Raw genomic sequence first — 25,739 nt, 5'->3', positions numbered from 1 at the left:
ATTTTTGCCCCCAAAATGTATGAGCTAGCACGAAGCCTTGGCGGGTTTCCATTGAATCCCAACAGCCCCGCGACTGGTACCAACGATGCGTACGATGCCTTTAGGCACGCGATGATGAGCGCTCAACTGACCGAGCGTTTTGGTAAAAATATCTCTAAACGGCTAATGGATTGGTATGAGGAAAGAAACCCAAACAATCCTGCAGATGACAACATGGATCGTTGGAACAATGATGTAGGTCGTCGCGAATATGAAAATTGGCGAAACGCAAAAAATAAAGGCGAAACGACCGATCCATTGGAAAAATGGATCTACGACAAGGTAAAGCAAGGAGAAACTATCAACGACCCGATTGATCATCGGTCTTGGAAAGAGCCAGCAGTCCCGACGCCGTTGCCTGGTGGAGACCCATTTACTGGTATGCCATGGCCCGGAGTTGACTCTCTCGTGAATGATCACTTCGGAGACGCCAAAGGTTGGCGCCAGTCGGTAGATCCCCTGATGCTTGATCTCGACGGGGATGGTTTGGAACTTAAGCGAGCCTCAGGCGCGGTCCTTTTTGATCACAATGCAGATGGCATCAAGACCGGCACCGGCTGGATCGGCCCTGACGACGGTATCTTGGTGCGCGACCTCAATGACGATGGTTTCATCACTTCCGGGCGCGAACTCTTTGGCGTCGACACTCTCAAGCGCAACGGCAAATTCGCTGCCAATGGGTTCGATGCGTTGGCTGATTTGGATAGCAACGGTGATGGCAATTTCACCGCTTCGGACATGGCCTGGAATCAGGTCAAGGTATGGCGCGACCTCAATCAGGATGGCATCTCCGACGCGGGCGAGCTCTTTTCGATTGACCAGTTGGGCATCAACCGCATCGGGGTGATGGGCAGCGCCACGAACACCACGGGCGGCAGCCAGGCTGGCAAAACCATCAACGGCAACTTCATCGCGCAAAGCGCCAGCTTCACACGCAACGATCAAACCCTCAGCGTGGGATCCGCCAGCCTCTCGACAGGCGCAATCGACCTGGACTCGAGCAACTTCCATCGCGAGTTCACCGATCACATTCCCCTGACCGACATCGCCAAGGCATTGCCAACGATGCAAGGCTCCGGCAGGGTACGAGACTTGGCGGAGGCCGTGAGTCTGAACCCGGCGCTGGCAATAGCGCTCGCAGCCTTCAGTTCGGCCACGACGCGCGAAGTGCAGATGGTGCTGATCGACAACCTGATCACGACTTGGGGCAAGAGCAGCGACTTTTGGAGCAGCATCGAAGACAACCTGGGCGTCAAGGAGAACATCAACCTGAGAATTACCGCTCCTGCAGGTATGACGATAGAGCAGTTCCGCAATCTCATTGGCGTACTGGAGGTGTTCAACGGTGAGCGCTTTTATGAGAAGCCGAGCACCACTGCGACCGTACAAACAGTTGCGGGGTTCACGAGCAACTCGAATACAAGCACTTCGGGTGGAATCACTATCACCCACCCGAGCTACGGCATCAATCCTCCGGCAGCCCAAGTCGCACTGTTACAGCAGGCCTATAACGCTTTGAGGGAAAGTGTCTACGGCGCTCTAGTGCTGCAGACCAGGCTCAAGCCCTACCTGGAATCCGTCGGCCTCACAATTAATGAAAGCGGGGCCATCGGGTTCGATCTGACCGCGCTGGTCGCGAAGCTGGATGGACTCAAGGCCAACAACGAACGAGCGGCTTTGGTCGATCTGGTCGAACTCAACCGATATGCACAGAACACGCTGCGCGCAGTGGGATTCGATGGAATGGAGCGTCTACGCGGTTGGATCGAATCGCTCCCCTCGGACTCTGCCCTTCGGGCAGAGCTTGCCAGCTTGAACGTCTATGCGGGGACCTCGACTACAGGCGGCGCCAAAGATGACATCTATGTCGGCAGTGCGGCGGGCAACAACTTCAGCGGCGGAACAGGAAACGACATTCTCGACGGAGGCGCAGGCAACGACAGCCTCGACGGAGGCGCAGGCGACGACACACTGCTGGGCGGTGAGGGCAATGACATCCTGTATGGCCAAGCGGGCAACGACACGCTGCTGGGCGGCATGGGCAACGACTCCATCTATGGCGGTGTCGGCAACGACACGCTGGACGGCGGTGCGGGCAACGACTACCTGGAAGGCGGCCTGGGCAACGACACCTACCTGTTCGGCAAGGGCGACGGCCAGGACAGCATCAGCTCGGACTACGAAACGAGCGCGGGCAAGTTCAACACCCTGCGGTTCAAGGCCGGCGTGGCACCCGGGGAGATCGTGGCGACACGCTCGGGTAACGACCTGGTGCTCTCCATCGCGGGCACGAGCGACAAGATCACGCTGGGGTACTTCCTCTACAACGACGACCCGCTCAACGCGTACAGCGCAATCCAGCAGGTGAAGTTCGACGACGGCACGGTGTGGGACATCGCTGCGCTGAAGGAGCGGATGTTCGCAGGCACCGCAGGTGCGGACACCATCACCGGCACCACGGCCGACGATGTCATCAACGGTCAGGCCGGCAACGACATCCTGTATGGCCAGGCGGGCAACGACACGCTGCTGGGCGGCATGGGCAACGACTCCATCTATGGCGGTGTCGGCAACGACACGCTGGACGGTGGCGCGGGCAACGACTACCTGGAAGGCGGTGCCGGCAACGACACCTACCTGTTCGGCAAGGGCGACGGCCAGGACAGCATCAGCTCGGACTACGACACGAGCGCGGGCAAGTTCAACACCCTGCGGTTCAAGGCCGGCGTGGCACCCGGGGAGATCGTGGCGACACGCTCGGGCAACGACATGGTGCTCTCCATCGCGGGCACGAGCGACAAGATCACGCTGGGGTACTTCCTCTACAACGACGACCCGCTCAACGCGTACAGCGCAATCCAGCAGGTGAAGTTCGACGACGGCACGGTGTGGGACATCGCTGCGCTGAAGGAGCGGATGTTCGCAGGCACCGCAGGTGCGGACACCATCACCGGCACCACGGCCGACGATGTCATCAACGGTCAGGCCGGCAATGACATCCTGTATGGCCAAGCGGGCAACGACACGCTGCTGGGCGGCATGGGCAACGACTCCATCTATGGCGGTGTCGGCAACGACACGCTGGACGGCGGTGCGGGCAACGACTACCTGGAAGGCGGCCTGGGCAACGACACCTACCTGTTCGCGCGTGACTCCGGGCGCGACACCGTCTACGACTACGACACCACCGCAGGCAATATCGACGTCGCCCGATTCGGGGCGAATATTTCAGCGGATCAGCTTTGGTTCAGCAGGAGCGGCAGTGACCTTTCGATCGATGTCATCGGCACCGACAACCGGCTGACCATCAGCAACTGGTATTCGTCGAGTGGCTATCGCATTGAGCAATTCAAAACGAGCGACGGAAAGACCTTGCTCGACAGCCAAGTGCAAAATCTCGTGGATGCGATGGCGACATTCTCACCACCAGTCGCGGGACAAACTACGTTGCCAAACAGCCACCAAAGTGGCTTGAACACGGTAATCGCTGCAAATTGGCATTGAGCCAACGAGCCGTTTTTGAGTAGATGTTGGGCCGCTCCTGAGTGATCAGCAGCGGCCCAACTCTCGTTTGAGATAGATCGAAAAACGAGACACTCAGGCCGAGACGCTCGCAATTACCCCGTACTGTTGGCGCTACCTGGCAGGCACCATCGCCCCCGCGTCATAAGCCTCGCAGTAATCCTTCCAGTCTTTCACCACCTGAGCCGTGCACTGGTGCGCCGCGTCCATCAGATCCTTGCGCCACGACTTGGCCGAACCGCCGAAGTCGATCAACGCATCGGCGGTAGCCGAGCCCTCGCGGCCGGAGCTGCGCAGTTGTGCCCAGGCCATGAGCTGGCCCATTTCGTTGGTGACGCCGCGGATCTGGTCGAGCGATGTGCGCTTCACGTCGAGGTTCACGCGGTCTTCGCTGGGCTGCAGGCCGCGCAGCACGTAGGAGGCAGCAGCAGCCGGCTTGGCGTCGACGATCGGCTGCAGGAACGCCATCGACACGGCCTGCATGCGGCGCTGCAGACCCACCACGCGGTGCGCCTGCGAAGGCCATGCAGGCTGCGCGAGCTTCAGGTACGGCGCGAGCGATGAAGGCAGCGCCTCCTTCAGGTCGAGCAGGTAGTTGCCATCGGGCGAGCCCTTGCCTTCGACCAGGATGATGTAGCGCTCCACACCCAGGCTGCCGGTGCCGGCGATGCGCCTTGCCACGTCGAGCACCTTGAAGAACTCGGGCTTGTCCTGCGTCGCGGCATAGGCGCCGACGAGCTTGGTCACGCGGTCGCGCTGCGCATCGCTGGCGGCGAGTGCGCGCTTGCCGTCGATGCGGATGACGCGTCCATGGCCCTTGCGGTCGGTGCGCTTGTCCAGGAAGGCCGGCCTCGTGCGCGCCTTGAGGGTGTCGAGCAGTTGCTCGATCAGGCCGTCGGCGTTGTCGCGGTCTACCCAACGGGCCTTGCCGAGCAACAGAGCGCCGATGTACGCGTCGAGGGCGGTGTTGCACAGCGCATCGGCGTCGTCGGTGGTCGCGCAGAGGCTGTCGCCGGCGATGAGGATGCTCGACAGGAAACGCACGAGTTCCCAAGTGACGGGCGCCAGCATGGCTTCGTCGAAGTCGTTGAGGTCGAAGTAGACGAGACGGTTGTCGCCCTTGTAGCTGCCGAAGTTCTCCAGATGGGCATCGCCGCACACCCAGCCGGCGGGCGCCTTGCCGGCGAACAGCGGTTCCGAAGGCAGGCGTTCGTAGAACAGGTGGCAGGTGCCGCGCAGGAACACGAAGGCGTTGGTGCGCATGTTGGCGTACTTCATCGCCAGGCGGTCGGGGTCGCGGCCGGCGTTGTAGTTGCGGATGGTCTCGGCGACGTTCAGCATGCTTGCATTCCCCTTTCATTCGCGAGCGCGCGACGCGCGCCCTGTCATGGCGGATTCTGAACTCAGTTGCGCAGTGCGGATGCGGTAACGCAGCTTTACGCGGCCGATACGCGCATGGCGTCCACGACCGCCGATGAAGGCTCGTTGTTTCAGGCATGCGGCGCCACTCCGGCACGCAACCTCTTCACACCAAGGAGTGCATATGTTCCACCGTCGTTTCATCGCCCTCGCCCTGGCCGCCGTGGCGGTCGCCAGCGTCTCCACCGGTGCACTGGCCGAGACCCAGTGGCAGAAGGACCATCCGCGCCGCACCGAGGTCAACCACCGGTTGGCCAACCAGGACCGGCGCATTCACAACGAAGTGAAGACAGGCCAGATCACCCGCGCACAGGCGGCCGGCCTGCATCATGAAGACCACCAGATCCGCCGCGAAGAGCATGCGATGGCCAGCCAGGATGGCAGCCACATCACGCGCACCGAGCAACGCGCGCTGAACCAGCAGGAAAACGCGGTCAGCCAGCAGATCGGCAAGTAAGAGCCGGGCGGCGTTGCCGGGCCTCAGAGCATCAGAGCAACGCCGTCATCTTCCCGGCCGCGGCCTTGAGCGCTTCTATGCGCTTCAACGCATCGACCATCGACATCCGCGCGGTCGGCGCATGCACGGCCAGCGCAGCGCGCACCGCGCCTTGTGCATCGCGCACCGGCACGGCCACCGCCACCAGGCCGGCAATGAACTCCTCGCGGTCGCACGAATAGCCCTGCTGCGCGATCGCGTCGCACTCGGTGCGCAGCGCGTCGGCGGTGGTGATGGAGTTGGCGGTCATGCGCTCCAGTGGCAGGTTGTCGATCAGCGCGTCACGCTCTTTCTCGGGCATCTGCGCAAGGAACAGCTTGCCGCTGGCAGTGCAATGCAGCGGCACGTGCGAGCCCACGTCGAGCGTCAACCGCAGCGGCCATTGCGCTTCCACGCGGTCGAGGTAGAGCACCCGCGCACCATCGAGCGTGGTGAGGTTGCAGGTCTCGCCGACCTCGCGCACCAGTTCCGACAGCACCTCGTGGCGCAGGCCGCGCACCACGCCGTGGTTCAGCGTGTCGAAGGCCAGCTTGCGCAGCGCAGGGCCGACGCTGAACGAGCGCTCGTCCACGTCGCGTGCCAGAAATCCCGTCGCCAGCAGTTGCGTGCAGATGCGGTGCGCGGTGCCCTTGGGCAGGCCGAGTTGCGCGGCCAGGTCGGCGAGCGTGAGCGCCCGGCCCTCGTTGGCGAGCAGCGCCAGCAGGCGCAGGCTGCGCTCGGCCGACGAACCGGAGGCGGAGGCCGACTCCGGCTCCTCGGGAGAAATCACTGCGGCAGGCGGGCGCGCGGAACGGGGCATTCGGGTAACCCTTAAAAATGAAAAATCGTTCAGGAAATCAATGGCCCAGGATGCGGCCGAACGAAGCAATTGTTCCACCGCCCGGATTCAAGGCCTTTCAGCGTTGCAAGTTCATTGGCTCGCCGAAAAATAAAAATGAAAGAACCCAACTTGTAAACAAAAACAGATCATCTGTTAACAACGCAGAAAAAGAGAACATAAGGACTCAAGAAACCCGCATTCATGGCCGAAAAAGAATGGCACGGAATCAGCCAATCAAAACTTCGCAGTTCCGGTAATGCGTCTTGCGGGTTTGCTTTCCCCCCTCCTCTGGAATCGGATTCATGAAAAATCTCTCAACGCGGAAACTTCTCTCCGCGACTTTCGCGATGCTCGCGCTGCTGGTGCTGCTCGTGAGCCTCTTGGCTCTGCGTTCGCTGAGTGCAGCGAACGACAGATTCTCCGGCTACATCGCCGGCATCGCACACCGCCAGGCGCTGACCGCCGGCATCGGTATCGCGGCCAGTCGACGGGCTATCGGCGTGCGCGACATGGTGCTCGTGGGCTCTCGGGCTGATCGCGACCTGGCCAAGGCGATGGCGGTCGACGGCAACGAACAATTGAAATCCAGCTTGAAAAAGCTCAAGGAAGCACTCGACACAGGACCCAACGTCACAGATCGCGAGCGGGCCATCTTTGCAAAGATCGACAAGGTCGAAAAAGAGTACTTGCCCGTCGCGCTGTCCATTGTCGAACTCGCTGACGCCGGCAAACGTGACGAGGCCATCGAAGAAATGAACGTCGAGTGCCGGCCGTTGCTCGTGCAACTTCTCGCCGCCTCGAAGGAATACACGGACTACAACGCAGAGATATCCCAGAAGAACGTCGAGGCTTCCGCAGCGGCCTATTCAAGGCAGCTGGCCCTACTGCTGGCCTTGAGTATCTTTGCGGTGCTTGCCGCTGTGGCACTCGGCATCTTCATCACGCGCCGTCTTTTCTCGGCGCTTGGCGGCGAGCCGGCCAAACTCAGCGTGGCGGCACACAAAGTCGCACAGGGCGACCTGAGCGAAATCGACGACGCGCACAAGGCACCGGCGGGCAGCGTGCTGGCCTCCATGGTCGCCATGCAGCGCCAGTTGGTGAATCTCATCAGTCAGGTTCACTCTTCTGCTCACAGCATCGCCGCCACGAGCGCCGAGATTGCGCAAGGCAACAACGATCTTTCGCGTCGAACAGAGTCCCAGGCGTCTTCACTTGAAGAAACCGCGGCCTCCATGGAGCAGCTGAACTCCACCGTCAAGCAGAACGCCGACAACGCCAGCGAAGCGAACAAGCTCGCCGACAGCGCAAGCACCTTGGCGATTCAGGGTGGGGAGGTGGTGGTGCAGATGGTGGAGACGATGAAGAGCATTGACGACAGCAGCAAGAGGATCGCCGACATCATCGGCGTGATCGACGGCATCGCCTTCCAGACCAACATCCTTGCGCTGAATGCGGCCGTCGAGGCGGCTCGTGCGGGCGAGCGAGGGCGAGGCTTTGCGGTCGTTGCTTCCGAAGTGCGCAGCCTCGCCGGCCGATCGGCCGACGCCGCCAAGGAGATCAAGGTCTTGATCAGCGCAAGTGTCGACCGCGTTGAAACCGGCTCGGTGCTGGTCGATCGCGCCGGCGCCACCATGTCGGAGGTCGTCCACGCCATCAGGCGTGTCGCGAATATCGTCGGTGAAATCAGCGCGGCCAGTTCCGAGCAAAGCGCTGGTGTCGCGCAGGTCAGCGAGGCGGTGACGCAGTTGGACCAGGCGACGCAACAAAATGCCGCGCTGGTCGAGGAAAGCACAGCCGCTGCAGAAAACATGAACTTCCAGGCCGACCAACTGGTGCAAGCCGTCTCGGTCTTCCGGATCGAAGCCCCCCGTCACGGCGCCTCTTCTGCGCAAGCGTCCGCGCCGGTGCGTCGAATCCCGTTGGAACACGCCCTGGCGTAGGGCGGGCGAGCGCCCAGGGCAGGCATGCGGGTAAACCTTAAAAACGGAACGTTGCGTTCCGAAAATCATTAGCCTAGGATGCGACCGATCGAAGCGATTGTTCCTATTCCCGAACCACAGGCGCCCACTGCATGTCTGATGAAGAGTTCGACTACATCGTCGTTGGCGCCGGTTCTGCCGGCTGCGTGCTGGCCGCCCGGCTGAGCGAAGACCCGGCCACCCGCGTGCTGCTGCTCGAGGCGGGGCCGGCGGACCGCTCACTCTGGATTCACCTGCCCATCGGCTACGGCAAGACCATGTGGAGCCCGACCTACAACTGGCGCTTCGAGACCGACCCGGACCCCAACATGAACGGCCGGCGCATCTACTGGCCGCGCGGCAAGACGCTGGGCGGCTCCAGTTCGATCAACGGGCTGATCTACATCCGGGGCCAGCGCGAGGACTACGACCACTGGGCCGCGCTCGGCAACCCCGGCTGGGGCTACGACGACGTGCTGCCCTACTTCATCAAGTCCGAAGGCAACCAGCGCGGCACCGACGCCTTCCACGGCGGCAACGGGCCGCTGAAGGTGTCGGACATCGCGGCGAAGCACGAGCTGATCGAAGCCTTCATCGGCGGCGCGCAACAGACCGGCGTGCCGCGCACCGACGACTTCAACGGCGCCGCGCAGGAAGGCGCGGGCTACTACCAGCTGACCACGCACAAGGGCTGGCGCTGCAGCACCGCCAAGGCCTACCTGACGCCCGCCGTGAAGCGGCGGCCCAACCTGCGCATCGAGACCGGTGCGCTGGCGGGCAAGCTGGTGTTCGACGGGCGCCGCGCCGTCGGCATCACCTACCGGCAAGACCGCGTGCTCAAGACCGCGCGCTGCCGCGCCGAGGTGCTGCTGTCGGCGGGCTCGATCCAGTCGCCGCAGTTGCTGCAGCTCTCGGGCATAGGGCCGCGCGCGCTGCTCGATCGCTTCGGCATTGCGGTGGTGCACGAACTGCCGGGCGTGGGCGAGAACCTGCAGGACCATCTGCAGATCCGCCTGGGCTACGAGTGCGCCAAGCCCATCACCACCAACGACCAGCTCAACTCCTGGTTCGGCCAGATGGGCATGGGCCTGGAATGGCTGTTGCACCGCACCGGCCCGCTGGCCGTGGGCATCAACCAGGGCGGCTGCTTCATGCGCGCGCTGAAGGATGCGCACGGCCGACCCTTGGCGGCCACGCCCGACATCCAGTTCCACGTGGCCACGCTCTCGGCGGACATGGCGGGCGGCAAGGTGCACCCCTACTCCGGCTTCACGATGTCGGTGTGCCAGCTGCGGCCCGAGTCGCGCGGGTACATCCGCATCCGCTCGATCGACGCGGCCGAGCCGCCCTCGATGCAGCCCAACTACCTCGCCACCGAACTCGACCGCGCAACCACCGTGGCCGGCGTGAAGGCGGCGCGCGCGATTGCCGAATCTCCCGCGATGCGGCCCTACGTGAAGCGCGAGGTGAAGCCCGGCCCCGACATCACGAGCGACGACGGGCTGCTGGAGTTCTGTCGCAACAACGGCGCCACCATCTTCCACCCCACCGGCACCTGCCGCATGGGCAGCGACGCGCTCGCCGTGGTCGACGCGCGGCTGCGGGTGCACGGCGTGGCGGGGCTGCGCGTGATCGACTGCTCGGCGATGCCGACGCTGGTGTCGGGCAACACCAACGCACCCGCCGTGATGATGGCCGAGAAGGCCGTCGACCTGATCAGAGAGGACGTGAGAGCGGCAGCCGCCGCGCACTGAGTTTTTTTCAAACCCAAGGCCCGCAGAGGCCGCCACGACAACCTCATCGGAGACAAACATGAGTGCAAGCGACGAGAAAGCGATTCGCAGGGTGGTGGTTTCGGCGCTGGTGGGCGCCACCATCGAGTGGTACGACTTCTTCCTGTACGGCGTGGTGGCCGGCATCGTGTTCAACAAGCTCTACTTCCCGGGCAGCGACCCGGTGGTGTCGACCTTGCTGGCGTACACCACCTTCGCGGTGGGCTTCGTCACGCGGCCGCTGGGCGGCGTGATCTTCGGCCACTTCGGCGACAAGATCGGCCGCAAGAGCATGCTCGTCATCACGCTGATGATCATGGGCGTGGCCACCTTCCTCATCGGGCTGGTGCCTACCTATGCGCAGATCGGCATCGCGGCGCCGCTGCTGCTGTTGCTGCTTCGCGTGGCGCAGGGCATCGGCCTGGGCGGCGAATGGGGCGGCGCGGTGCTCATGGCGTACGAATACGCGCCGAAGGAAAAACGCGGCTTCTACGCGTCGCTGCCGCAGATCGGGCTGGCCATCGGCCTGTGCCTGGCCTCGGGCGTGGTGGCGCTGCTGTCGTGGCTGCTGACCGACGAGCAGTTCCTGTCGTGGGGCTGGCGCATCGCCTTCCTGATTTCCGGCGCGATGGTGATGGTGGGCATGTACATCCGCCTGCACGTGAAGGAAACGCCGGAGTTCGCGGCCGTGAAGGCGCGCAACGCAGAGCTGCGCATTCCGTTCATGGACATGATCCGGCGCTACCCCGGAAACGTGCTCAAGGGCATGGGCGCGCGCTACATCGACGGGGTGTTCTTCAACATCTTCGGCGTGTTCTCCATCAACTACCTCACCAGCACCATCAAGATCAGCCGCACCGAGGCGTTGCTGGGCGTGATGGTCTCCGCCGTGGTGATGTGCTTCGCCATTCCGTTCTTCGGGCGCATGTCAGACCGGCTGGGGCGGCCCAGGGTGTACATGTGGGGGTCGCTCATCACGGCCCTGTCGGCGTTTCCGGGCTTCTGGCTCATGACGCACAGCGGCGGCAACGTGCTGCTGATATGGCTGTCGATCATCGTGCCCTTCGGCATCCTGTATGCGTCGGTGTACGGGCCGGAGGCTGCCCTGTTCTGCGACCTGTTCGACGCCAAGGTGCGCTACACGGGCATCAGCTTCGTCTACCAGTTCTCGGGCATCTTCGCCTCGGGCATCACGCCCATCATCGCGACCGCGCTGCTGAAATCGGGCGGCGGCGAGCCGTGGCAGATCTGCCTCTACGTGCTGTTCGCGGGCGTGGTGTCGGCAGTGTGCGCCTGGATGATCGGGCGCACGCCGTCGCCGGAGGACGCGCCCGTGGCGGTGGCCTCGCGTTAAATGAGTACTTTTGCATCCATCAAGAAACATCGGTTACTTGTGGATGCAGTTCGGCACGGCACCCCTCCTGGGGCTTGCCCAGGGTCTGTGAGATGGCTCTGTTGCATGCCGATACGCCCCCGGCAGGTACCCCCTTTCAGGCATATCGCCAGCCTGTACGCGTACTTACATTTTTGGCTTGAAGTTTGAGATTTGCGGCCTGTGGAGGAGCAAGAGGAAGAGCTTGCTGCTGCATACGGGCGCCTGCACGAAACAAGCCACTAATGAAAAAGACGCCATGAACAAGATTTTCCGCACCCTTTGGAATCCAACGCTCGGCACCTGGGTGGCCGCGCCTGAAACTTCTCGCGGCCATTCACGGTCGTCCGCCAAGGGCGGCGACCTGCGGGCCGTGGCCCTGGCTGCACTGCTCCTCGGGGCGGGACCGGTGCTGGCGGCGGGCGGCGCGGGCGGCCAGCCCGTCGGCGACCCGACGCTGAGCGCCGGCTCCGGCGGCAGCAACGGCAGCGGCGGCAACGGCGGCCTGAACGACACCTCGATCAACGCGACCGGGGGCACCGGCGGCTCGTCGACGCCCTCCGGCGTCACGGCCGGGTCGGCCGCCAGCACCACCAACTTCCCCGGCGGCGCCACCCCGGGCGCGGGCGGCGCGGCAGGCAGCGGCAGCACGGTCGTCAGCCCCGGCGTGATACAGGGTGCGGACGGCGGCGCGGGCCAGGCCCAGACAGGCGACGCCAACAACGGAAACGGCTATGGCGGCGGCGGCGGCGGCGGCTTCCAGGGCACGACGATCGGCAACAACATCAGCACCACGTCCAACAGCTTCACCGGCGGCACCGGCGGCGCGGGCGGCAACGGTTTCTGGGCGGCCGGCGGCGGCGGCGCGGGGGGCTACGGGTCGATCCTCAACGGCCCGCTCGGCAGCTACACGGCCACGGGCTCGTCGACGGGCGGCGCGGGCGGCAGCGGTGGCAGCGCGTTTTCGCAGGCCGGCGGCGGCGGCAGCGGCGGTGGCGGCTTCTACCTGAACGCCACCACGCCGGGGCTCACGTTCGGCAACACCGGAACCATCACCGGCGGGGTGGGCGGCGCAGGCGGCTCCGAACTGGCGACGCCGCGCTCCAACGCCTCGGGCGGCGGCGGCGGGGCCGGCGGCCACGGCGTCACGCTGGCGGGCAGCACCGTGCTCATGAGCAACACCGGCCAGATCACCGGGGGCGCGGGCGGAGCCGGCGGTGCGGCCGGCGGCGCAGCGGGCGGCACCGGCACACCCGGCGGCGGCGGCGACGGCGGCATCGGCCTGTCGTCCACCGGCAGCGGCGCGGCCATCACCAACAGCGGCGGCATCACCGGCGGTGCCGGTGGCGCTGGCGGCGCCAACAGCAACGGCGGCGCCAGCGGTGCCAATGGTGCTGGCGGCGTGGGCGTGATGGGCGCCAACCTCGCCATCACCAACAGCGGCAGCATTGCCGGCGGGCTGGGCGGCGACGGCGTGACGCGCGCGGCGGCCGTCGAATTCACCGGCGGCGCCAACAGCCTGACCTTGAACACGGGCAACTCGCTGACGGGCGCCGTGGCCATCGACAGCGGCGCCACCGCCAGCGTGATTGCCGGTGCCGACGGCCTGAGCGTGGGCAGCGCCCTGCTGCTCGGCGGCACCGGCACCATCGACACCAACGGCCACAGCCTGAGCTGGACCGGCCCCATCTCGGGCGCCAGCGGCCTCGTGAAAAGCGGCGCGGGCACGCTGACGCTGAGCGGCGCCAACACCTATGCCGGCAGCACCAACGTATCGGCCGGCACGCTGGCCGCGGGTGCGGCCAACACCTTCAGCAGCGCCAGCGCCTTCACCGTCGGATCGGGCGCCACGCTCGACCTGGCAGGCCACAGCCAGACGGTGGCTTCGCTGGCCAACAGCGGCACGGTCTCGCTGGTGGGCAGCGCGCCCGGCACCACGCTCACCGTCACCGGGCCGTGGGTGGGCAATGGCGGCACGCTGCGGCTGGGCACGGCGCTGGGCGGCAGCAGCAGCGCGAGCGACCGGCTGATCCTCAGCGGCAGCACCGCCATTGCCAGCGGCACGACCAACGTGCAGGTCACCAACCTGGGCGGCCTGGGCGCGCTCACATCAGGCAACGGCATCGAGGTGATCAGCGCCGTGAATGGCGCGACGACCACCGCGCAGACCACGAAGAGCGCCTTCAACCTCGCGGGCGGCCATGTCGACGCCGGCGCCTACCAGTACCGGCTGTATGCGGCCGACGCCAGCGGCGCGGGCGAGAACTGGTACCTGCGCTCGACCATGACCGTCGATCCGGTCACGGGCGCGCCCGTGACCGGCGGCGGCAGCAGCACCGGCGGCGGCGTGCTCGTGCCCACCTACCGCTCCGAAGTGCCGCTGTATGCGGCGCTGCCCGAACAACTGCGCCAGTCCAACCTCGCGATGCTGTCCAACCTGCACCAGCGCGTGGGCGACGACACCGGCGTCAGCCTTTCGGGCGGCACCAACACTGCCACGCCCGAGATGGGCTACCGCCAGGCCTGGGCCCGCGTCATCAGCACCGACCGCACCATCGGCCAGAGCGGCACGGTCAGCCCCACCAGCAGCGGGCGCCTCACGGGCTTCCAGGCCGGCACCGACCTGTGGGCCGACCCCAACTGGCGCGTGGGCGTGTACGTCGGCCAGCTCGAGGGCGACATGCGAGTGAACGGCTTCGTCGGCGGACTGCAGAACGCGGCGGCCGGCACCAACAGCCTGCACAGCGAATACCTGGGCGCCTACGCCACCTGGAAGAACGACAGCGGCCTGTACGTGGACGGCGTGCTGCAGGCAGGACGCCACCGCTATACCGAATCGCCCACCCTGGGCTTCTCGGGTACGGGCAAGGGCAACAGCCTGCTGGCGTCCGTGGAAGTGGGCCAGTCCTTCGCCATCGGAAGCGGCTGGGTCATCGAGCCGCAACTGCAGCTGGTGCACCAGCGGCTCGACCTGGGCAACAGCAGCATCGTCGGCGCGCTGGTGCAGCAGAACAACCACGACGGCTGGCTGGCGCGTGCCGGCGTGCGGGTCAAGGGCGAGATCGACACGCCCGCCGGTCGCCTGCAGCCCTATGTGCGCGTCAACGTGTACCGCAGCAGCAGCGGCACCGACGTGGCGAATTTCGTCGGCCCTGCCGGCACCACCCCCATCGCCACGCGCACCGGCGGCACCAGCTCCGAGCTGGCGACCGGCGCCACGCTGCAGCTCACGCAGAGCGCGAGCCTCTATGCGGAAATCGGCAAGCTGTGGTCCTCGGGTGGCGACACCCGTGTGCGCAGCAGCATCAATGGCAGCGTGGGCGTGAAGATCCGCTGGTAGGCCCGGCAGGGGCGCCGCGCTTCAGTGCGGCGCGGCCCCCTGGTCGGATCGCACGGTGGCGACGACCGACAGCACCGCGTCGATCACCGCCTGCGGGTCGTCGAACTGGATGTCGTGGCCCGCATTCGGCAGCAGCCGGTGCACGCTTCGCGAAGACCAGGTCGCCATTTCCGCATGCATCCGCTCCCAGATGGCCTGCACCTGCGTGCCCTGGGCGGGCGTGATCTTCATGCCGCGAAGCTCGGCCTCGGTGTAGGGCGCCATCGCCGTCAGCACCACCAGCGGGCGATTGCCGAGGTTCCTGAAGCCGCGCGTCTCGGCGAGCGTGTCGTCCATCGCATCGCCTTCCACTAGTTGCGTGCGCATGGACTTGGGCGCGAAGGCGCGAACCGCCTGCGCATCGTGCGCCGTCTGGTGCGGCGCCTGCGAAAGCAGCGCCGAAGCCGCCGCCCGCAGCAGCCCCGACCACGCCAGCGCCACGCCGATGCGCGACTGCAGCGATCGCGTTTCCACCATGAATGCCGCCACGCGCGCAACCTGGTCCGGATGCGAGGGATCGACCAGCACCAGCCCCGCCACATCGTCGCCGAAATGCTGCGTGAAGTTCATGGAATAGAGCCCGCCCATCGACTGGCCCACCAGCACGAACGGCCCCCGCTCGCCCGCGCGGGCCAATGCCGTGTGCAGGTCTTGCGCGACTTGCCTGGCGCTGTAGGGCGCATCCGAAGGGTCGCTCCACATCAGCCCCGCGCGGCTGTACGAGCAGGTGCGCGTGTGCGCCGCCACCTGCGGCTGCACCGCCGCCCAACTCAGCGAGCCGTCGATGCTCAGCCCCGCCTCGAACACCACCGTGGGCGAGCCGCTGCCGCGGCAGTCGAGCTGTATGCGGCGGCCGCCGCCAACGTCGATCATCCTGCCGGGCGGGGGAAAGTCGCGCACAGCGCGGTAGCGGCCGAGCTGCTCGTACACCACCCCCGCCAGCACGGCGAAGACGAGGCAAGCCGCGCCAGCCAGGACGATGCGCATCGACATACGTTTCAACGAGGGCTTCACTGCGGCAGATGGTGCCACCGCCAGCCGGGCACCGCCACAGCCCCTGCTACTTCAGCCGGTAGCTGAGCTTGCGGTTGCCGCTGACCGTGGAGTCGAGCCCCAGCCATTCGCCCTGCTGCGAATACCAGACGTCGATCGGCTGCGCGTCGGTCGCAATGCGCCAGCGCGTGGCCTCCACCGGCTGGCCGCGCACTTCCACCGTGCCGCTGCCGGCCTTGCTGATGCGCACCTGCTCCAGCTTGCCGCTCTGCGAATTCAGCAGCCTGGCCTGCGTGCGGATGGCGGGGTTCCAGTAGGCGAAGCTCATCACGCAGCCGTCGACCGACTGCGTGCCCTTGGGCGTGGCGACGGCCAGCGCGTTGTCGCCCGCGGGCTCGGCGTTGACCTTCTCGGGCGTGCCGTCGTCGTCGGTCTTCGAGGTCAGCCGGTGCAGGCAGTCGCCGCGCCACAGCTCGGTGGCCTCATGACGGTAGCGGTACACCGTCACGCCCAGCAGCTTGACCGCGAAGCGCGCCTCGCTCACCAGCTTGCGCTCGCTGCCGTTGGTGGCCAGCGCAAAGCGGTGCTCGCCGATGGGCGAGTCGTCCAGCAGCACGCGGAAATCCCATTCGCCGCCCGATGGGCCGGCGGCCGAGGCGGTGGCCGCCCCGTTCGACAGCGCAGCCAGTGCGGCCAGCGCGCAAAGCCAGTGCTTCTTCCTCATTTTTCTCATGGCGCCTTGTGGTTGCCGCGCACCGGCCCCGGCAGGAAGGCGTTGGTGCGCGCGATGTAGTCGCGATACGCCGGGCGGCGCTCGCCGATGTCGCTTTCGAGCATGCTCACGCCCGAGACCTTCAGCAACAGCCAGGTCATGAGCAGCGGCGACACCACGCTCCACGCCCCGCCCCACCCCGCGCCGCCAAGGGCCAGCAGCCACAGGCCCCACCAGACGCAGACTTCGCCGAAGTAGTTGGGATGGCGCGTGTAGCGCCACAGGCCGCGGTCCATCACCTGGCCTTTGTTCTTCGGGTCGGCCCTGAAGCGCGCCATCTGCGCATCGCCGATCGCCTCGAAGAAGATGCCGAACAGCGCCAGCACGATGCCCAGCGCGTCGAGCGCGCCCAGCGGCCGCGCCGCCGCCATGCCCGGCAGGAACGGCGCCGAGACGATCCATGCAAGCACCGCCTGCAGCGCGAACACCAGGTACAGGCTCTTGAAGCCGAAGTTCGGCTGGCTGCGCGCACGGATCGCCTGGTAGCGCCGGTCTTCGCCGTGACCCCAGTTGCGCCAGGTGACGTACAAGCAAAGCCGCACCGCCCACGCCGCGCCCAGCACCGCCATGCACAGCCCGCGCACCGTCTGCACCGGCAGCAGCAAGAAATAGACAATGCCCGCGCCCACGATGCAGACCGACCAGATGCGGTCGATCAGGCTGACGTCATGCCGCACCAGGCTGGCCATCCAGGTCAGGAAGCCCAGAGATGCAGTCAGGGCCAAGCCCGCCAACGCCACCCCCACCATGCCGCTCATGCTCCGCGTCGCTCGAAGAGGTAGTGGCTGACCCACCAGCGCTGCCCATGGTCGAAGCCGAACAGCTCCGCCACCGACATGAAGAACAGCCGCCAGCGCGTCCACCACACGTTGGCCTCGGCGCCGTAGGTGGCCTGGAACAGCGGGCGCAGCGTGTCGCGGCGCTCGTCCATGTTGCGCAGCCAGGCCTCGGCCGTGCGCTGGTAGTGGCTGCCTTCCCAGCGCCAGCGGCGCAGCAGGCGCAGGTCGTCCTGGCAGTGCAGCGCAAGGTCGTCGCTGGGCATCATGCCGCCCGAGAAGAAGTACTTGCTCATCCAGTCGCTGGGGTCGCGCACCTCGAAGGGGTACGGCGCCTCCTTGTGGGCGAACACATGCATGAAGAAGCGGCCGCCGGGCCTGAGCCAGCGCGCCACATTGGCAAAGGCCTGCGGCCAGTTGCGCAGGTGCTCGAACATCTCGACCGACACCACGCGGTCGAAGCGCTCGTCGGTGTCGAACACGTTGATGTCGCGCGTGAGCACCCGCACGTTGCCCAGGCCGCGCCGCAGCGCCTGCGCCTCGATGTATTCGCGCTGGGAATTGGAATTGGACAGGGCCGTGATCCGGCTGCCCGGGTAGTGCTCGGCCATCCAGAGCGTGAGCGAGCCCCAGCCGCAGCCCAGTTCGAGCACGTCCTGCCCGTCGGCCAGGCCGGCGCGCTCGCAGGTGGCGGCCAGCGCGGCGGATTCGGCCTCTTCCAGGGTGCGGGTGCCCTCGGGCCAGTAGCAGCTGCTGTATTTGCGGTGGTTTCCCAGCACTTCACCGAAGAAGGCGGCCGGAACCTCGTAGTGCTGCTCGTTGGCTTTTTCGGGCAGCGGCGCCAGGTTGGCCGCGCCCATGCGGGCGACGAAATCCTGCGTCAGCTCGGCCACCGCCAGCGCGTTGCCCGAATGCAGCTCCGCGAGCCGGTCTTTAAGCAGCCGGCGAATGCCCCGGCGAACCACCGGGTCCGGCACCAGGCCCTTTTCGACCCAGCGGATGGCGAATGCGATGTCCTGCGGCATGACTTTTCCTAGGCTGGAGGCACGCCGGAATGCGTGCCATTGACACCCGTACGCAGCAAAGCGGCTTCTGGATGCACCCCTTTTTCCGGATCGAATGGTAAGGCGCCCGCCGGAAAAAACTGTGGCAGACTCATCCGCGATGGCCGGCTTCTGCCTGAGGACATGAGCGCCGGCGCGGTGCTCGCCAGGCGCAATCGAACGGCTTCCGCACCGTGAACAACCTCCCTGCCTTTCTTCCCTCGCACCACAACCTGTGGGCGGTCGCAGCGTCTTTGCTGCTTGCAACTCTCGCTTCCTATGTGGCGCTGGACCTGTCGCGCCGCGTGCAGCATGCCAGCGGACGGCCGCACCTGCTGTGGTGGGCGCTGGGCTCGCTGGCCATGGGCACGGGCATCTGGTCGATGCACTTCGTGGGCATGCTGGGTTTCTCTCTGCCCATTTCGCTCGGTTTCTCCGGCGGGCTGACCTTTGCCTCCTGGCTGGCTGGCGTCATGGCATCGGGCGTCGCGCTGTGGGTGGCCAGCGAGGCCGACTACGGAATGCGCCGCATCGCCGTGGCATCGCTGGCAATGGCCGTCGGCATCTGCGGCATGCACTACATCGGCATGGCCGCGCTCGACATGGCGCCGCCCATCGTCTGGCATTTGCCGACCGTGCTGCTGTCGCTGCTGATCGGCCTGGGCGCCTCGGCCGCGGCGCTGGTCATCTTCAAATACCTGGGCAATGCCAACAACACCCATCGCGTGGCCTTCCAGCTGCTGGCCTCGGTCGTCATGGGCATAGCGATCTGCGGCATGCACTACACCGGCATGGCGGCGGCCGGCTTCCCGGCCGATTCGGTCTGCCTCAGCGCCGGCCAGCTGGGCGGCACCGGGCTCACCGCCATCGTCGGCCTGGCTTCGGGGCTGCTGCTGCTGGGCACGCTCTTCACCTCCATACTGGAATCGCGGCTGCAGCTGGTCGCCAGGCGCCTGTCGCGCTCGCTCGAAGAGGCCAACGCCGAACTCACCCAAGCCAACCAGGAGCTGCAGAAGCGCGCCTTCACCGACGCGCTGACCGGCCTGCCCAACCGCGTGCTGTTCGAAGACCGGCTGCGCCACGCCCTGGCGCGCATGAACCGCGCCAACCAGCTGCAGGTCGAAGAGTGCATTGCCGTTCTCTTCGTCGACCTCGACGGATTCAAGCCCATCAACGACTCCTTCGGCCACTCGGCCGGCGACCGCATCCTGTGCGTCGCCGCCGAGCGGCTGGCCCGCACCACCCGGGAAAGCGACACCGTGGCCCGCATCGGCGGTGACGAGTTCCTGCTGCTGCTCGAAGGCGTGCGCGACCGGGCCGAATGCGCGGAAGCCGCCAACCGCGTGCTGCGCGCGCTGGGCGAGCCCTTCAACGTGCAGGGCAAGCAACTGCAAATCGCTTGCTCCATCGGCATCGTGCTGCACCCCGAACAGGGCGAGCCCGACAAGCTGGTGGCCAACGCCGACGCGGCCATGTACGAGGCCAAGCGCGCGGGCGGCGGCAACTACGTGATGTTCGAGTCGCACATGGGCGCCGATGCCGCCAAGCAACTGCAGTTGCAGAGCGACCTGCGCCGCGCGGTGGAACTCAAGCAGTTCGAGCTTTACTACCAGCCCAAGATCAACGGCGTGGGCCACGGCATCAGCGGCGTGGAAGCTCTGGTGCGCTGGAACCATCCGCAGCACGGCCTGATCGGCCCCACCGAATTCATCGGGCTGGCCGAACGCTTCGGCCTCATCGTGCACCTGGGCGACTGGATCCTCGACGAGGCCTGCCGGCAGATCGCGCAATGGCAGGCCCAGGGCACGCGGATGTGCGTGGCCGTGAACCTGTCCGTCATGCAACTGCGCGAGGTCGACTTCGTGGCGCGCGTAGAACGGGCGCTGCTGCGGCACAACGTGCCGGCGACGCTGCTGCTGTGCGAGATCACGGAATCCGTCGCCATGGAAGACATCAAGGCCACGCAGCGCACTTTCGAAGGGCTGGCGCGGGTCGGCGTGTTCCTGTCGATCGACGACTTCGGCACCGGCTATTCAAGCCTGAGCCACCTGCGCAAACTGCCCGCGCGCCAGGTCAAGATCGACCGCAGCTTCGTGCAGGACCTGCAGACCAAGGAAGACGCCAGGGCCGTGATCGACGCCGTCATCCGCCTGGCCCACGCGCTGGGCCTGAGCGTGGTGGCCGAGGGCGTGGAGAACGAGGCCCAGCGCGACATACTGATCGCGATGGGATGCGATGAGCTGCAGGGCTTTCTGTTTTCGCGTCCGCTGCCTGCGGGGGATTTGCTGGATTGGTATTCCAGTCGGTATGTGGAGGCGGCCTAGGTCAGGTTTCGGCGCTCGTCTTGTTGCGCGACCGCCGGTACAGCCAATTGCCGACAACCCCCCCGGCAACGACGCAAAGTGCCTGCACGAAGACCGCGATCATGAAGGCGTCGGAGAGGTCGTACTCGCTGCGAGCCAGTCTCGTTTCATACCAGTGGCCGATCCCGACCAGGACGACATTCGATATGAAACCGAGCAGCATTGCGCCGCCGGCGATGAAAAGAATTCGAAGAGATAGATTCATGGCCTGATTCGGAGCATCACCGAAGCCCGAAAACCAGCAGCAGATTGTTGGCAGGCATCGCATGCCGCTGCCGCAACGCAAGACCAGCCTGCTGCGCCTGCGCGGCCACGTCGTCCAGGCGACGGATGCCCCATTCGGAATCCCGTGCGCGCAGGTCTTCGTCGAGCGCGATGTTGCCCGGCGCCGCCGGCACGTTTGCTTCGAAATAAGGTCCGTAGGTGACGAGCACTCCGCCAGGACGCAGATGCCGCGCGGCACCTTGCATCAGCGCGGCGCATGTGGCCCAGGGCGAGATGTGCAGCATGTTGGCGCAGAAGATCGCTTCGAACTGCTTCTCTTCCTGCCCTCCCGCAAACGCGGAACCCTGCGATGGCCATCGAGGCGCCATCACGTCGAGCAGCAGCGGCGCACGCAGATTGGGCAACGCGGCCTCCGCGATGCGGCTTGCCATCGCGGGCAGCATGCGCGCGTCGGCGTCGGTGGGCTGCCAGCTCCACTTGCGCATCGCCGCCGCGAACCAGACCGCATGCTGGCCCGTGCCGGACGCGATCTCCAGTGCGGCGCCCTCTTCGCCAAGGATGGCGGTCAACGCATCGAGGATCGGCTGTTTGTTGCGGTCGGCGGAAGGGCTGTGAGGAAGGCTGGACATTGGAGGAAGAACAAGCAGGCAGGTGAGAACAGGAACCTCGGTTTGTACCCGCAGTCGGCCCCGCCCGGCCAGCCCTCCCTCAACTACCCTGCCGCCACGATCACATGCGCCTGGATCTTGCCGGCCACCGGGCCTTCGCCATGACGGCTTGCAATCGCCTGCGCCGCATGGTCCGTGGCGCGCTCCAGCGAACCGGCATCGCGCGCCTCGATCTCGTTGCGCAGCGGCGTTCCCTGGCAGTAGGCAGTGGCCACGTCGCGCGCCGAGGGCGAGCGGCTCTGCTTCTCGCGCGTGTCGATCTGGATGCTGGCGAAGCCTGCGCGGCTCAGGTCTTCGCGGATCAGCGCAACGTCGTGATAGCCGTGCGGCGTGCGCGCCAGGAATCGCGGAGGGTCTTGCGGGAACAGCCCGGCCATGGCCTTGGTGACCTCGTCGGCAAAGGCGTTCTCCTCGATGCGGTCCCACACGCTGAAGACGAAGCGCCCGCCCGGCCTCAGCACGCGGCGCGCCTCGGCATAACCGGCGGTGCGGTCGGGGAAGAACATCGCGCCGAACTGGCAGCAGACGACATCGAACGATGCATCTTCGAACGGCAGCTTGAGCGCGTCGGCCTGCCGCCATTCGATGTTGATGCGGCCATCCGCAGCTTGCCGGCTGGCGGCGTAGTCGAGCATGGGCTGGTTGAGGTCGGTCACCACGTAGCGCGTGCCGGGGGCTAGCCTGGGCGCAAGCGCACGCGTGACCACGCCGCTGCCGGCGGCTGTTTCGAGGATCGCACCTGGGGAGGAGCCGGCTACCAACTCGGCCGTGTCGGCGGCGTAGGCCTCGAAGATCAAGGGGACCATGAGAGCGTCGTAGAGCTTGGGGATCGAGCCTGCGAAGAGCTTGTCGGTTTCGGCCATGGGGTGTCTCCTTGAAAGCGCCTGTTCGGAGCGTTGCCCTTGAGTGCCGTGTCGGGGTTGCCTAATCCGGCGACGGCCGGTTGGTTTCAACAGGAGCGGCCTGATCGGGCATCGGCCACGTTGCCCCATGGTGGCCCTGTCTGCAAGCCCCGTCAACGTCGTGACGTTGAATGGTCCAGTGTGAAGGCGCGTCGAAAAAGAAGCGGGTGGTTGCCGCCGCGTCGACTGCTGACAAAGTCGCGTTGGTCATGGTTGGAACCACCAACGCGATGCCGCTTGCTGCAAGCAGCATCGGTAGCACCAGTGTCAGATAGGAGCGGTCGGCGTCGACCCGAAGCAGCAGCAGATAGCCAAACGAGGCGAGCGCCAGTCCGGCGACCATCAGGGCTCGCAGACCTACGCGAGTTACCAACCTTCCGGCGACGATGTTCATGACCATCAGGATGGCCGTCACAGGCAAGAAGGCCAACCCGGTCTGTTGCGGAGAGAGCTGCTGGACCGCTTGAAAGAAAAGGCTGAAGACGAACAGAGCCCGTAGGAGGAAAAGTTCACCACCACGCCCACCGCGGTCGCTACCCAAGGAAGTCGAACGCGAGTACGCCACGCGCGCACAGAAGGCACAGAGCGTTGAAGTGATTCGTCTCACCGGTGCCGGGCATCGCATTCTTGATTGGCTTCGAACTCGTCCAATTGATTCCTCTGGCATCTTTCGACGCGTCCTGGCTACGCCGCAGGGCGATGACCAGTTCGGCCGGAGGGGGGCAGAAACGGCAGATGCGGCCGGAACTGGACGTCGATCATCCCGCGGAGCGCGCGAACATGCGGCGTGCCTTCGCCAGCGCCGCCTGCAGCTTCTCTTCGGATGGTGGGTCGTAAGAGCTTGAACTCAGACCGAATTTCTTGCCCGCGATTTCCTGCACCGCGACCAGGATGCCGCGAAGCGCGACCGGATCGCTTTCAACCTCCAGGGCCGCGCGCAGGCAGTCGAGCGCCTTGGGCGCCGCGCTGCGGTGGTTGAGCACAATCTGCATCAGCGCACTGGCGGCCCATCCGCGGTTTGCAACGGCGGAGTCGTTGGCGAGTAGCGGCGCCACCTTCGCGATGTCCGTCGTCCCGCCGAGCCAGCCGATCACCCACAGCCCCTTGCAGCGCAGGTCTTCGTGCGGCGACGTGAGCGCGGCGCGCGCGAGTGCCGCCGTTTCCTTCAGGCGCCGGCCTTTGCGGTACTTGAACGTGCCGAGCATCTGCAACACCGTTGCTTGCATCGCCGGGTCTTGCTCCCATTCGAAGCTGGCCAGCAGATGGTCCTCGGCTTCGTCGCCGCGTTCGCTGAACTTGCGGCAAAGCCAGTCGTACAGCTCGCTGTCCATGCCGGTGTCGCGCAGCAACTCGTAATGGAAGGCCAGCGCGGCGGCCGATTGAAGCTCCAGCAGATCGGCCCCGAAGTCGAACATGTCCGAGACGTCGGTGTCAGTGCGGATCGCCTTGAATCGGCCGCGCAGCGTTTCTATGGCCTTACTCTCTTTGGCGGACACACTCATCCCAGATGCTCTCTTTCGAAACGAACGGTGAAGAGCGCCCCCGTTGACGGTTGCCGAGCGCACCTTTTGCGCATCTTGCTTAGAGCACAGATGTTGGTATCGAGCGCGGCTACGACCTATCACGAAGTCGACCCATCTTGAGAAAAGCAGATCGTAGCTGACAGGCGACGCCTAGTCCGCGCCTGCATGTTCCATCAAGTAGTCAAGGTGGGACCACCAGCCGCACACTACGAATCAGCAGAGGTGCGTGTTAGGAACCCGCCGCAAGGCCCCCTTCCGAGTAGCGCAGAAGTCAGCTTGGGCGCCTTCACGATGCCGTTGCGACTGGCTACAGTCGGCGGCCACTGCAGCCATACGCGCTGCTTCAAAGCCGCCATTCATCCGAGCCTCGAAGGTAAGCTTCAGAAGACGTTCCGGATAAATTGAGTGCATTGCACCTTCGAAGAATTGGAGGCGCAGCGAAGGCAAATCCGTGACGTTCGTGGAGGAATCTCTACCCGCCACGGCCCGGCGGCCCGCCATTCGAGCTTCGCGCGGCGCGCCGCCGAAGCTTCGTGAATTTCTGCTCAGGTGTTGACCGAATCCGACTTCTTGCTGCGGTACGTTTTAGTCGAGTTTGAGTTTACAAACATCGGCAAACTGGTCTGACCAGGCACCAAGCAAATTAGGGTAGATAAAGCCTCCATCCACAGTTAGCTCAAATCGCGCGGCGACGCAGGCTCTAGTTGCTATCGGGCGGCAGTGGCCAGAGTGGCTGGCCTCCTGTCTGTCTTGGGTCAGTAGGCACCCATGTAGTCGCGCTTACCGATCTCAACACCGTTGTGGCGCAAGATGGCATAGGTGGTGGTCACGTGGAAGAAAAACTGCGGCAGTCCATAGTGCAGAAGATATGCGCCTGCGGCCAGCTTCTTTTCCTTGGGTGTGCCGGGGCGCAATACGATCTCGCGGCTCTCGCTTGAATCAAATTGCTCAGGCTTGAAGGAGCCGATATGGGCCAAAGCTTTGGCGATCAACGCTTGCAGGTCGGCGAAGCTGACCTCAGTGTCGGGCCACGACGGCACCTCGGCACCAGCCAGGCGGGAGGCGATGCCCTTGGAGAAGTCTGCGGCGATCTGTACCTGACGTACCAGCGGAAACATGTCAGGGAACAGCCGCGCCTGCAGCAGCGCATTTGGATCGATATTTTTTTGCGTCGCGTGGTCTTCGGCCTTCTTGAGCACGTCGGACATGGCGCGCAGCATCTGCTGCATGACGGGAACGGAGGCGTTGTAGAGCGGGCTGGTCATAGTGAGTTCACTTCTAAAATTGGGCGCGATGGCCGGAGTTGGCGTGGCAGAGGCTCTGCCGACCATGCAAGGCTAACAGCACAGGGCGAACTGAATCGCCCCGGCTTTTGTGGCCAACTTTTTTTCCCGCCGGTAGTCGGAGCGGCCGCATTGAAGGGCAGTTCATTCGCAAGAAGCGGACGTCAATTGCAGACGCACGACAGACCGCGATCGCTGCAAAGCGGAAAACGCGCGAATGGGGCCAGAAGGCCAGGTAAGCGCCAAGCCATCGTTAAAGACTCGGCGCCCCAGGCCCCCTATCCAGCCGGGCTCATCTCCTGAAACAACGCCACAGCCTCCCGCGCCAAATCAGAAGCAATCCAAAGCAGATTCTCCCGATGCGCCTCCCCCGCGTCCTGGAACCACTCGTCCCCCGCACCGTAGAAGCACCAC

19 protein-coding genes are annotated in these 25,739 nt (G+C 65.3%); 7 read left to right on the top strand and 12 right to left on the bottom strand.

Features of this window, described 5'->3' with window-relative positions:
- Window positions 1–114 precede the first annotated feature (114 nt).
- Window positions 115–3,543, top strand: coding sequence for a calcium-binding protein (locus tag ACQY8B_RS04235; RefSeq protein ID WP_422085551.1), 3,429 nt, complete (start codon window positions 115–117; stop codon window positions 3,541–3,543).
- Between the two features lie 132 nt (window positions 3,544–3,675).
- Here ACQY8B_RS04235 and ACQY8B_RS04230 read toward each other — a convergent pair whose 3' ends face one another.
- Entirely contained in the window at window positions 3,676–4,902 is a 1,227-nt protein-coding gene (locus ACQY8B_RS04230) for a DUF2252 domain-containing protein (RefSeq protein ID WP_422085550.1), read from the bottom strand.
- Between the two features lie 202 nt (window positions 4,903–5,104).
- Here ACQY8B_RS04230 and ACQY8B_RS04225 point away from each other — a divergent pair, with 202 nt between their 5' ends.
- Entirely contained in the window at window positions 5,105–5,437 is a 333-nt protein-coding gene (locus ACQY8B_RS04225) for a hypothetical protein (RefSeq protein ID WP_422085549.1), read from the top strand.
- A gap of 31 nt (window positions 5,438–5,468) precedes the next feature.
- On the opposite strand, the gene ACQY8B_RS04220 is transcribed toward ACQY8B_RS04225, so the two are convergent.
- Complete coding sequence (locus ACQY8B_RS04220; protein ID WP_422085548.1) at window positions 5,469–6,275, bottom strand: IclR family transcriptional regulator; 807 nt, start codon at window positions 6,273–6,275, stop codon at window positions 5,469–5,471.
- A gap of 323 nt (window positions 6,276–6,598) precedes the next feature.
- Here ACQY8B_RS04220 and ACQY8B_RS04215 point away from each other — a divergent pair, with 323 nt between their 5' ends.
- The 4 genes from ACQY8B_RS04215 (at window position 6,599) to ACQY8B_RS04200 (ending at window position 14,738) form a co-directional block, all read left to right on the top strand.
- Window positions 6,599–8,236, top strand: coding sequence for a methyl-accepting chemotaxis protein (locus ACQY8B_RS04215; protein ID WP_422085547.1), 1,638 nt, complete (start codon window positions 6,599–6,601; stop codon window positions 8,234–8,236).
- Window positions 8,237–8,367: 131 nt separating this feature from the next.
- The gene (locus ACQY8B_RS04210; protein ID WP_422085546.1) at window positions 8,368–10,008 is read left to right on the top strand and encodes a GMC family oxidoreductase; all 1,641 of its coding nucleotides are present in this window, start codon (window positions 8,368–8,370) and stop codon (window positions 10,006–10,008) included.
- A gap of 58 nt (window positions 10,009–10,066) precedes the next feature.
- Window positions 10,067–11,380 (top strand): MFS transporter, encoded by a 1,314-nt coding sequence (locus ACQY8B_RS04205; RefSeq protein ID WP_422085545.1) that lies wholly within the window; start codon window positions 10,067–10,069, stop codon window positions 11,378–11,380.
- Between the two features lie 277 nt (window positions 11,381–11,657).
- Window positions 11,658–14,738 carry an autotransporter outer membrane beta-barrel domain-containing protein gene (locus tag ACQY8B_RS04200; protein WP_422085544.1) on the top strand — a complete coding sequence of 1,027 codons (3,081 nt, stop codon included), beginning with the start codon at window positions 11,658–11,660 and terminating at the stop codon, window positions 14,736–14,738.
- Window positions 14,739–14,759: 21 nt separating this feature from the next.
- On the opposite strand, the gene ACQY8B_RS04195 is transcribed toward ACQY8B_RS04200, so the two are convergent.
- The 4 genes from ACQY8B_RS04195 to ACQY8B_RS04180 form a co-directional block, all read right to left on the bottom strand.
- On the bottom strand, window positions 14,760–15,764 hold the full coding sequence (locus ACQY8B_RS04195; RefSeq protein ID WP_422085543.1) for an alpha/beta fold hydrolase: 1,005 nt from the start codon (window positions 15,762–15,764) through the stop codon (window positions 14,760–14,762).
- Window positions 15,765–15,837: 73 nt separating this feature from the next.
- A complete protein-coding gene (locus ACQY8B_RS04190) occupies window positions 15,838–16,503 on the bottom strand; it encodes a DUF6134 family protein (RefSeq protein WP_422085542.1) in 666 nt (221 codons plus the stop codon).
- Window positions 16,500–17,300, bottom strand: coding sequence for a DUF1295 domain-containing protein (locus tag ACQY8B_RS04185; protein WP_422085541.1), 801 nt, complete (start codon window positions 17,298–17,300; stop codon window positions 16,500–16,502). Before ACQY8B_RS04185 ends, ACQY8B_RS04190 begins: the two co-directional genes overlap by 4 nt.
- Window positions 17,297–18,343 carry an SAM-dependent methyltransferase gene (locus tag ACQY8B_RS04180; RefSeq protein WP_422085540.1) on the bottom strand — a complete coding sequence of 349 codons (1,047 nt, stop codon included), beginning with the start codon at window positions 18,341–18,343 and terminating at the stop codon, window positions 17,297–17,299. Before ACQY8B_RS04180 ends, ACQY8B_RS04185 begins: the two co-directional genes overlap by 4 nt.
- Before the next feature lie 212 nt (window positions 18,344–18,555).
- Between ACQY8B_RS04180 and ACQY8B_RS04175 the strand changes: the two genes are divergently transcribed.
- On the top strand, window positions 18,556–20,685 hold the full coding sequence (locus ACQY8B_RS04175) for a putative bifunctional diguanylate cyclase/phosphodiesterase (RefSeq protein WP_422085539.1): 2,130 nt from the start codon (window positions 18,556–18,558) through the stop codon (window positions 20,683–20,685).
- A 1-nt stretch (window position 20,686) separates the two neighbouring features.
- On the opposite strand, the gene ACQY8B_RS04170 is transcribed toward ACQY8B_RS04175, so the two are convergent.
- The 6 genes from ACQY8B_RS04170 to ACQY8B_RS04145 form a co-directional block, all read right to left on the bottom strand.
- Entirely contained in the window at window positions 20,687–20,929 is a 243-nt protein-coding gene (locus ACQY8B_RS04170; protein WP_422085538.1) for a hypothetical protein, read from the bottom strand.
- A 16-nt stretch (window positions 20,930–20,945) separates the two neighbouring features.
- Window positions 20,946–21,578: a DUF938 domain-containing protein gene (locus tag ACQY8B_RS04165; RefSeq protein WP_422085537.1), complete on the bottom strand. Its 633-nt coding sequence runs from the start codon at window positions 21,576–21,578 to the stop codon at window positions 20,946–20,948.
- Window positions 21,579–21,661: 83 nt separating this feature from the next.
- Window positions 21,662–22,480 (bottom strand): class I SAM-dependent methyltransferase, encoded by an 819-nt coding sequence (locus ACQY8B_RS04160; RefSeq protein ID WP_422085536.1) that lies wholly within the window; start codon window positions 22,478–22,480, stop codon window positions 21,662–21,664.
- 61 nt (window positions 22,481–22,541) lie between these two features.
- Complete coding sequence (locus ACQY8B_RS04155) at window positions 22,542–23,144, bottom strand: hypothetical protein (RefSeq protein ID WP_422089150.1); 603 nt, start codon at window positions 23,142–23,144, stop codon at window positions 22,542–22,544.
- Between the two features lie 133 nt (window positions 23,145–23,277).
- The gene (locus tag ACQY8B_RS04150) at window positions 23,278–24,021 is read right to left on the bottom strand and encodes a HEAT repeat domain-containing protein (protein ID WP_422085535.1); all 744 of its coding nucleotides are present in this window, start codon (window positions 24,019–24,021) and stop codon (window positions 23,278–23,280) included.
- A gap of 776 nt (window positions 24,022–24,797) precedes the next feature.
- A complete protein-coding gene (locus tag ACQY8B_RS04145; RefSeq protein WP_422085534.1) occupies window positions 24,798–25,307 on the bottom strand; it encodes a DUF1993 domain-containing protein in 510 nt (169 codons plus the stop codon).
- Window positions 25,308–25,739: the final 432 nt, after the last annotated feature.

Source organism: Variovorax sp. (genome assembly GCF_965279555.1).
GTDB lineage: Bacteria > Pseudomonadota > Gammaproteobacteria > Burkholderiales > Burkholderiaceae_C > Variovorax.
The sequence above is the reverse complement of the archived record's forward strand: the minus strand, read 5'-3'. Positions and strand labels throughout refer to the sequence as shown.

Bases quoted from the DNA above. Each gene is read 5' to 3' on its own strand.
- ACQY8B_RS04235 (WP_422085551.1), top strand. From the start codon at position 115: ATGAGCGCTCAACTGACCGAGCGTTTTGGTAAAAATATCTCTAAACGG.
- ACQY8B_RS04230 (WP_422085550.1), bottom strand. From the start codon at position 4,902: ATGCTGAACGTCGCCGAGACCATCCGCAACTACAACGCCGGCCGCGAC.
- ACQY8B_RS04225 (WP_422085549.1), top strand. From the start codon at position 5,105: ATGTTCCACCGTCGTTTCATCGCCCTCGCCCTGGCCGCCGTGGCGGTC.
- ACQY8B_RS04220 (WP_422085548.1), bottom strand. From the start codon at position 6,275: ATGCCCCGTTCCGCGCGCCCGCCTGCCGCAGTGATTTCTCCCGAGGAG.
- ACQY8B_RS04215 (WP_422085547.1), top strand. From the start codon at position 6,599: ATGAAAAATCTCTCAACGCGGAAACTTCTCTCCGCGACTTTCGCGATG.
- ACQY8B_RS04210 (WP_422085546.1), top strand. From the start codon at position 8,368: ATGTCTGATGAAGAGTTCGACTACATCGTCGTTGGCGCCGGTTCTGCC.
- ACQY8B_RS04205 (WP_422085545.1), top strand. From the start codon at position 10,067: ATGAGTGCAAGCGACGAGAAAGCGATTCGCAGGGTGGTGGTTTCGGCG.
- ACQY8B_RS04200 (WP_422085544.1), top strand. From the start codon at position 11,658: ATGAACAAGATTTTCCGCACCCTTTGGAATCCAACGCTCGGCACCTGG.
- ACQY8B_RS04195 (WP_422085543.1), bottom strand. From the start codon at position 15,764: ATGCGCATCGTCCTGGCTGGCGCGGCTTGCCTCGTCTTCGCCGTGCTG.
- ACQY8B_RS04190 (WP_422085542.1), bottom strand. From the start codon at position 16,503: ATGAGAAAAATGAGGAAGAAGCACTGGCTTTGCGCGCTGGCCGCACTG.
- ACQY8B_RS04185 (WP_422085541.1), bottom strand. From the start codon at position 17,300: ATGAGCGGCATGGTGGGGGTGGCGTTGGCGGGCTTGGCCCTGACTGCA.
- ACQY8B_RS04180 (WP_422085540.1), bottom strand. From the start codon at position 18,343: ATGCCGCAGGACATCGCATTCGCCATCCGCTGGGTCGAAAAGGGCCTG.
- ACQY8B_RS04170 (WP_422085538.1), bottom strand. From the start codon at position 20,929: ATGAATCTATCTCTTCGAATTCTTTTCATCGCCGGCGGCGCAATGCTG.
- ACQY8B_RS04165 (WP_422085537.1), bottom strand. From the start codon at position 21,578: ATGTCCAGCCTTCCTCACAGCCCTTCCGCCGACCGCAACAAACAGCCG.
- ACQY8B_RS04160 (WP_422085536.1), bottom strand. From the start codon at position 22,480: ATGGCCGAAACCGACAAGCTCTTCGCAGGCTCGATCCCCAAGCTCTAC.
- ACQY8B_RS04155 (WP_422089150.1), bottom strand. From the start codon at position 23,144: ATGCGATGCCCGGCACCGGTGAGACGAATCACTTCAACGCTCTGTGCC.
- ACQY8B_RS04150 (WP_422085535.1), bottom strand. From the start codon at position 24,021: ATGAGTGTGTCCGCCAAAGAGAGTAAGGCCATAGAAACGCTGCGCGGC.
- ACQY8B_RS04145 (WP_422085534.1), bottom strand. From the start codon at position 25,307: ATGACCAGCCCGCTCTACAACGCCTCCGTTCCCGTCATGCAGCAGATG.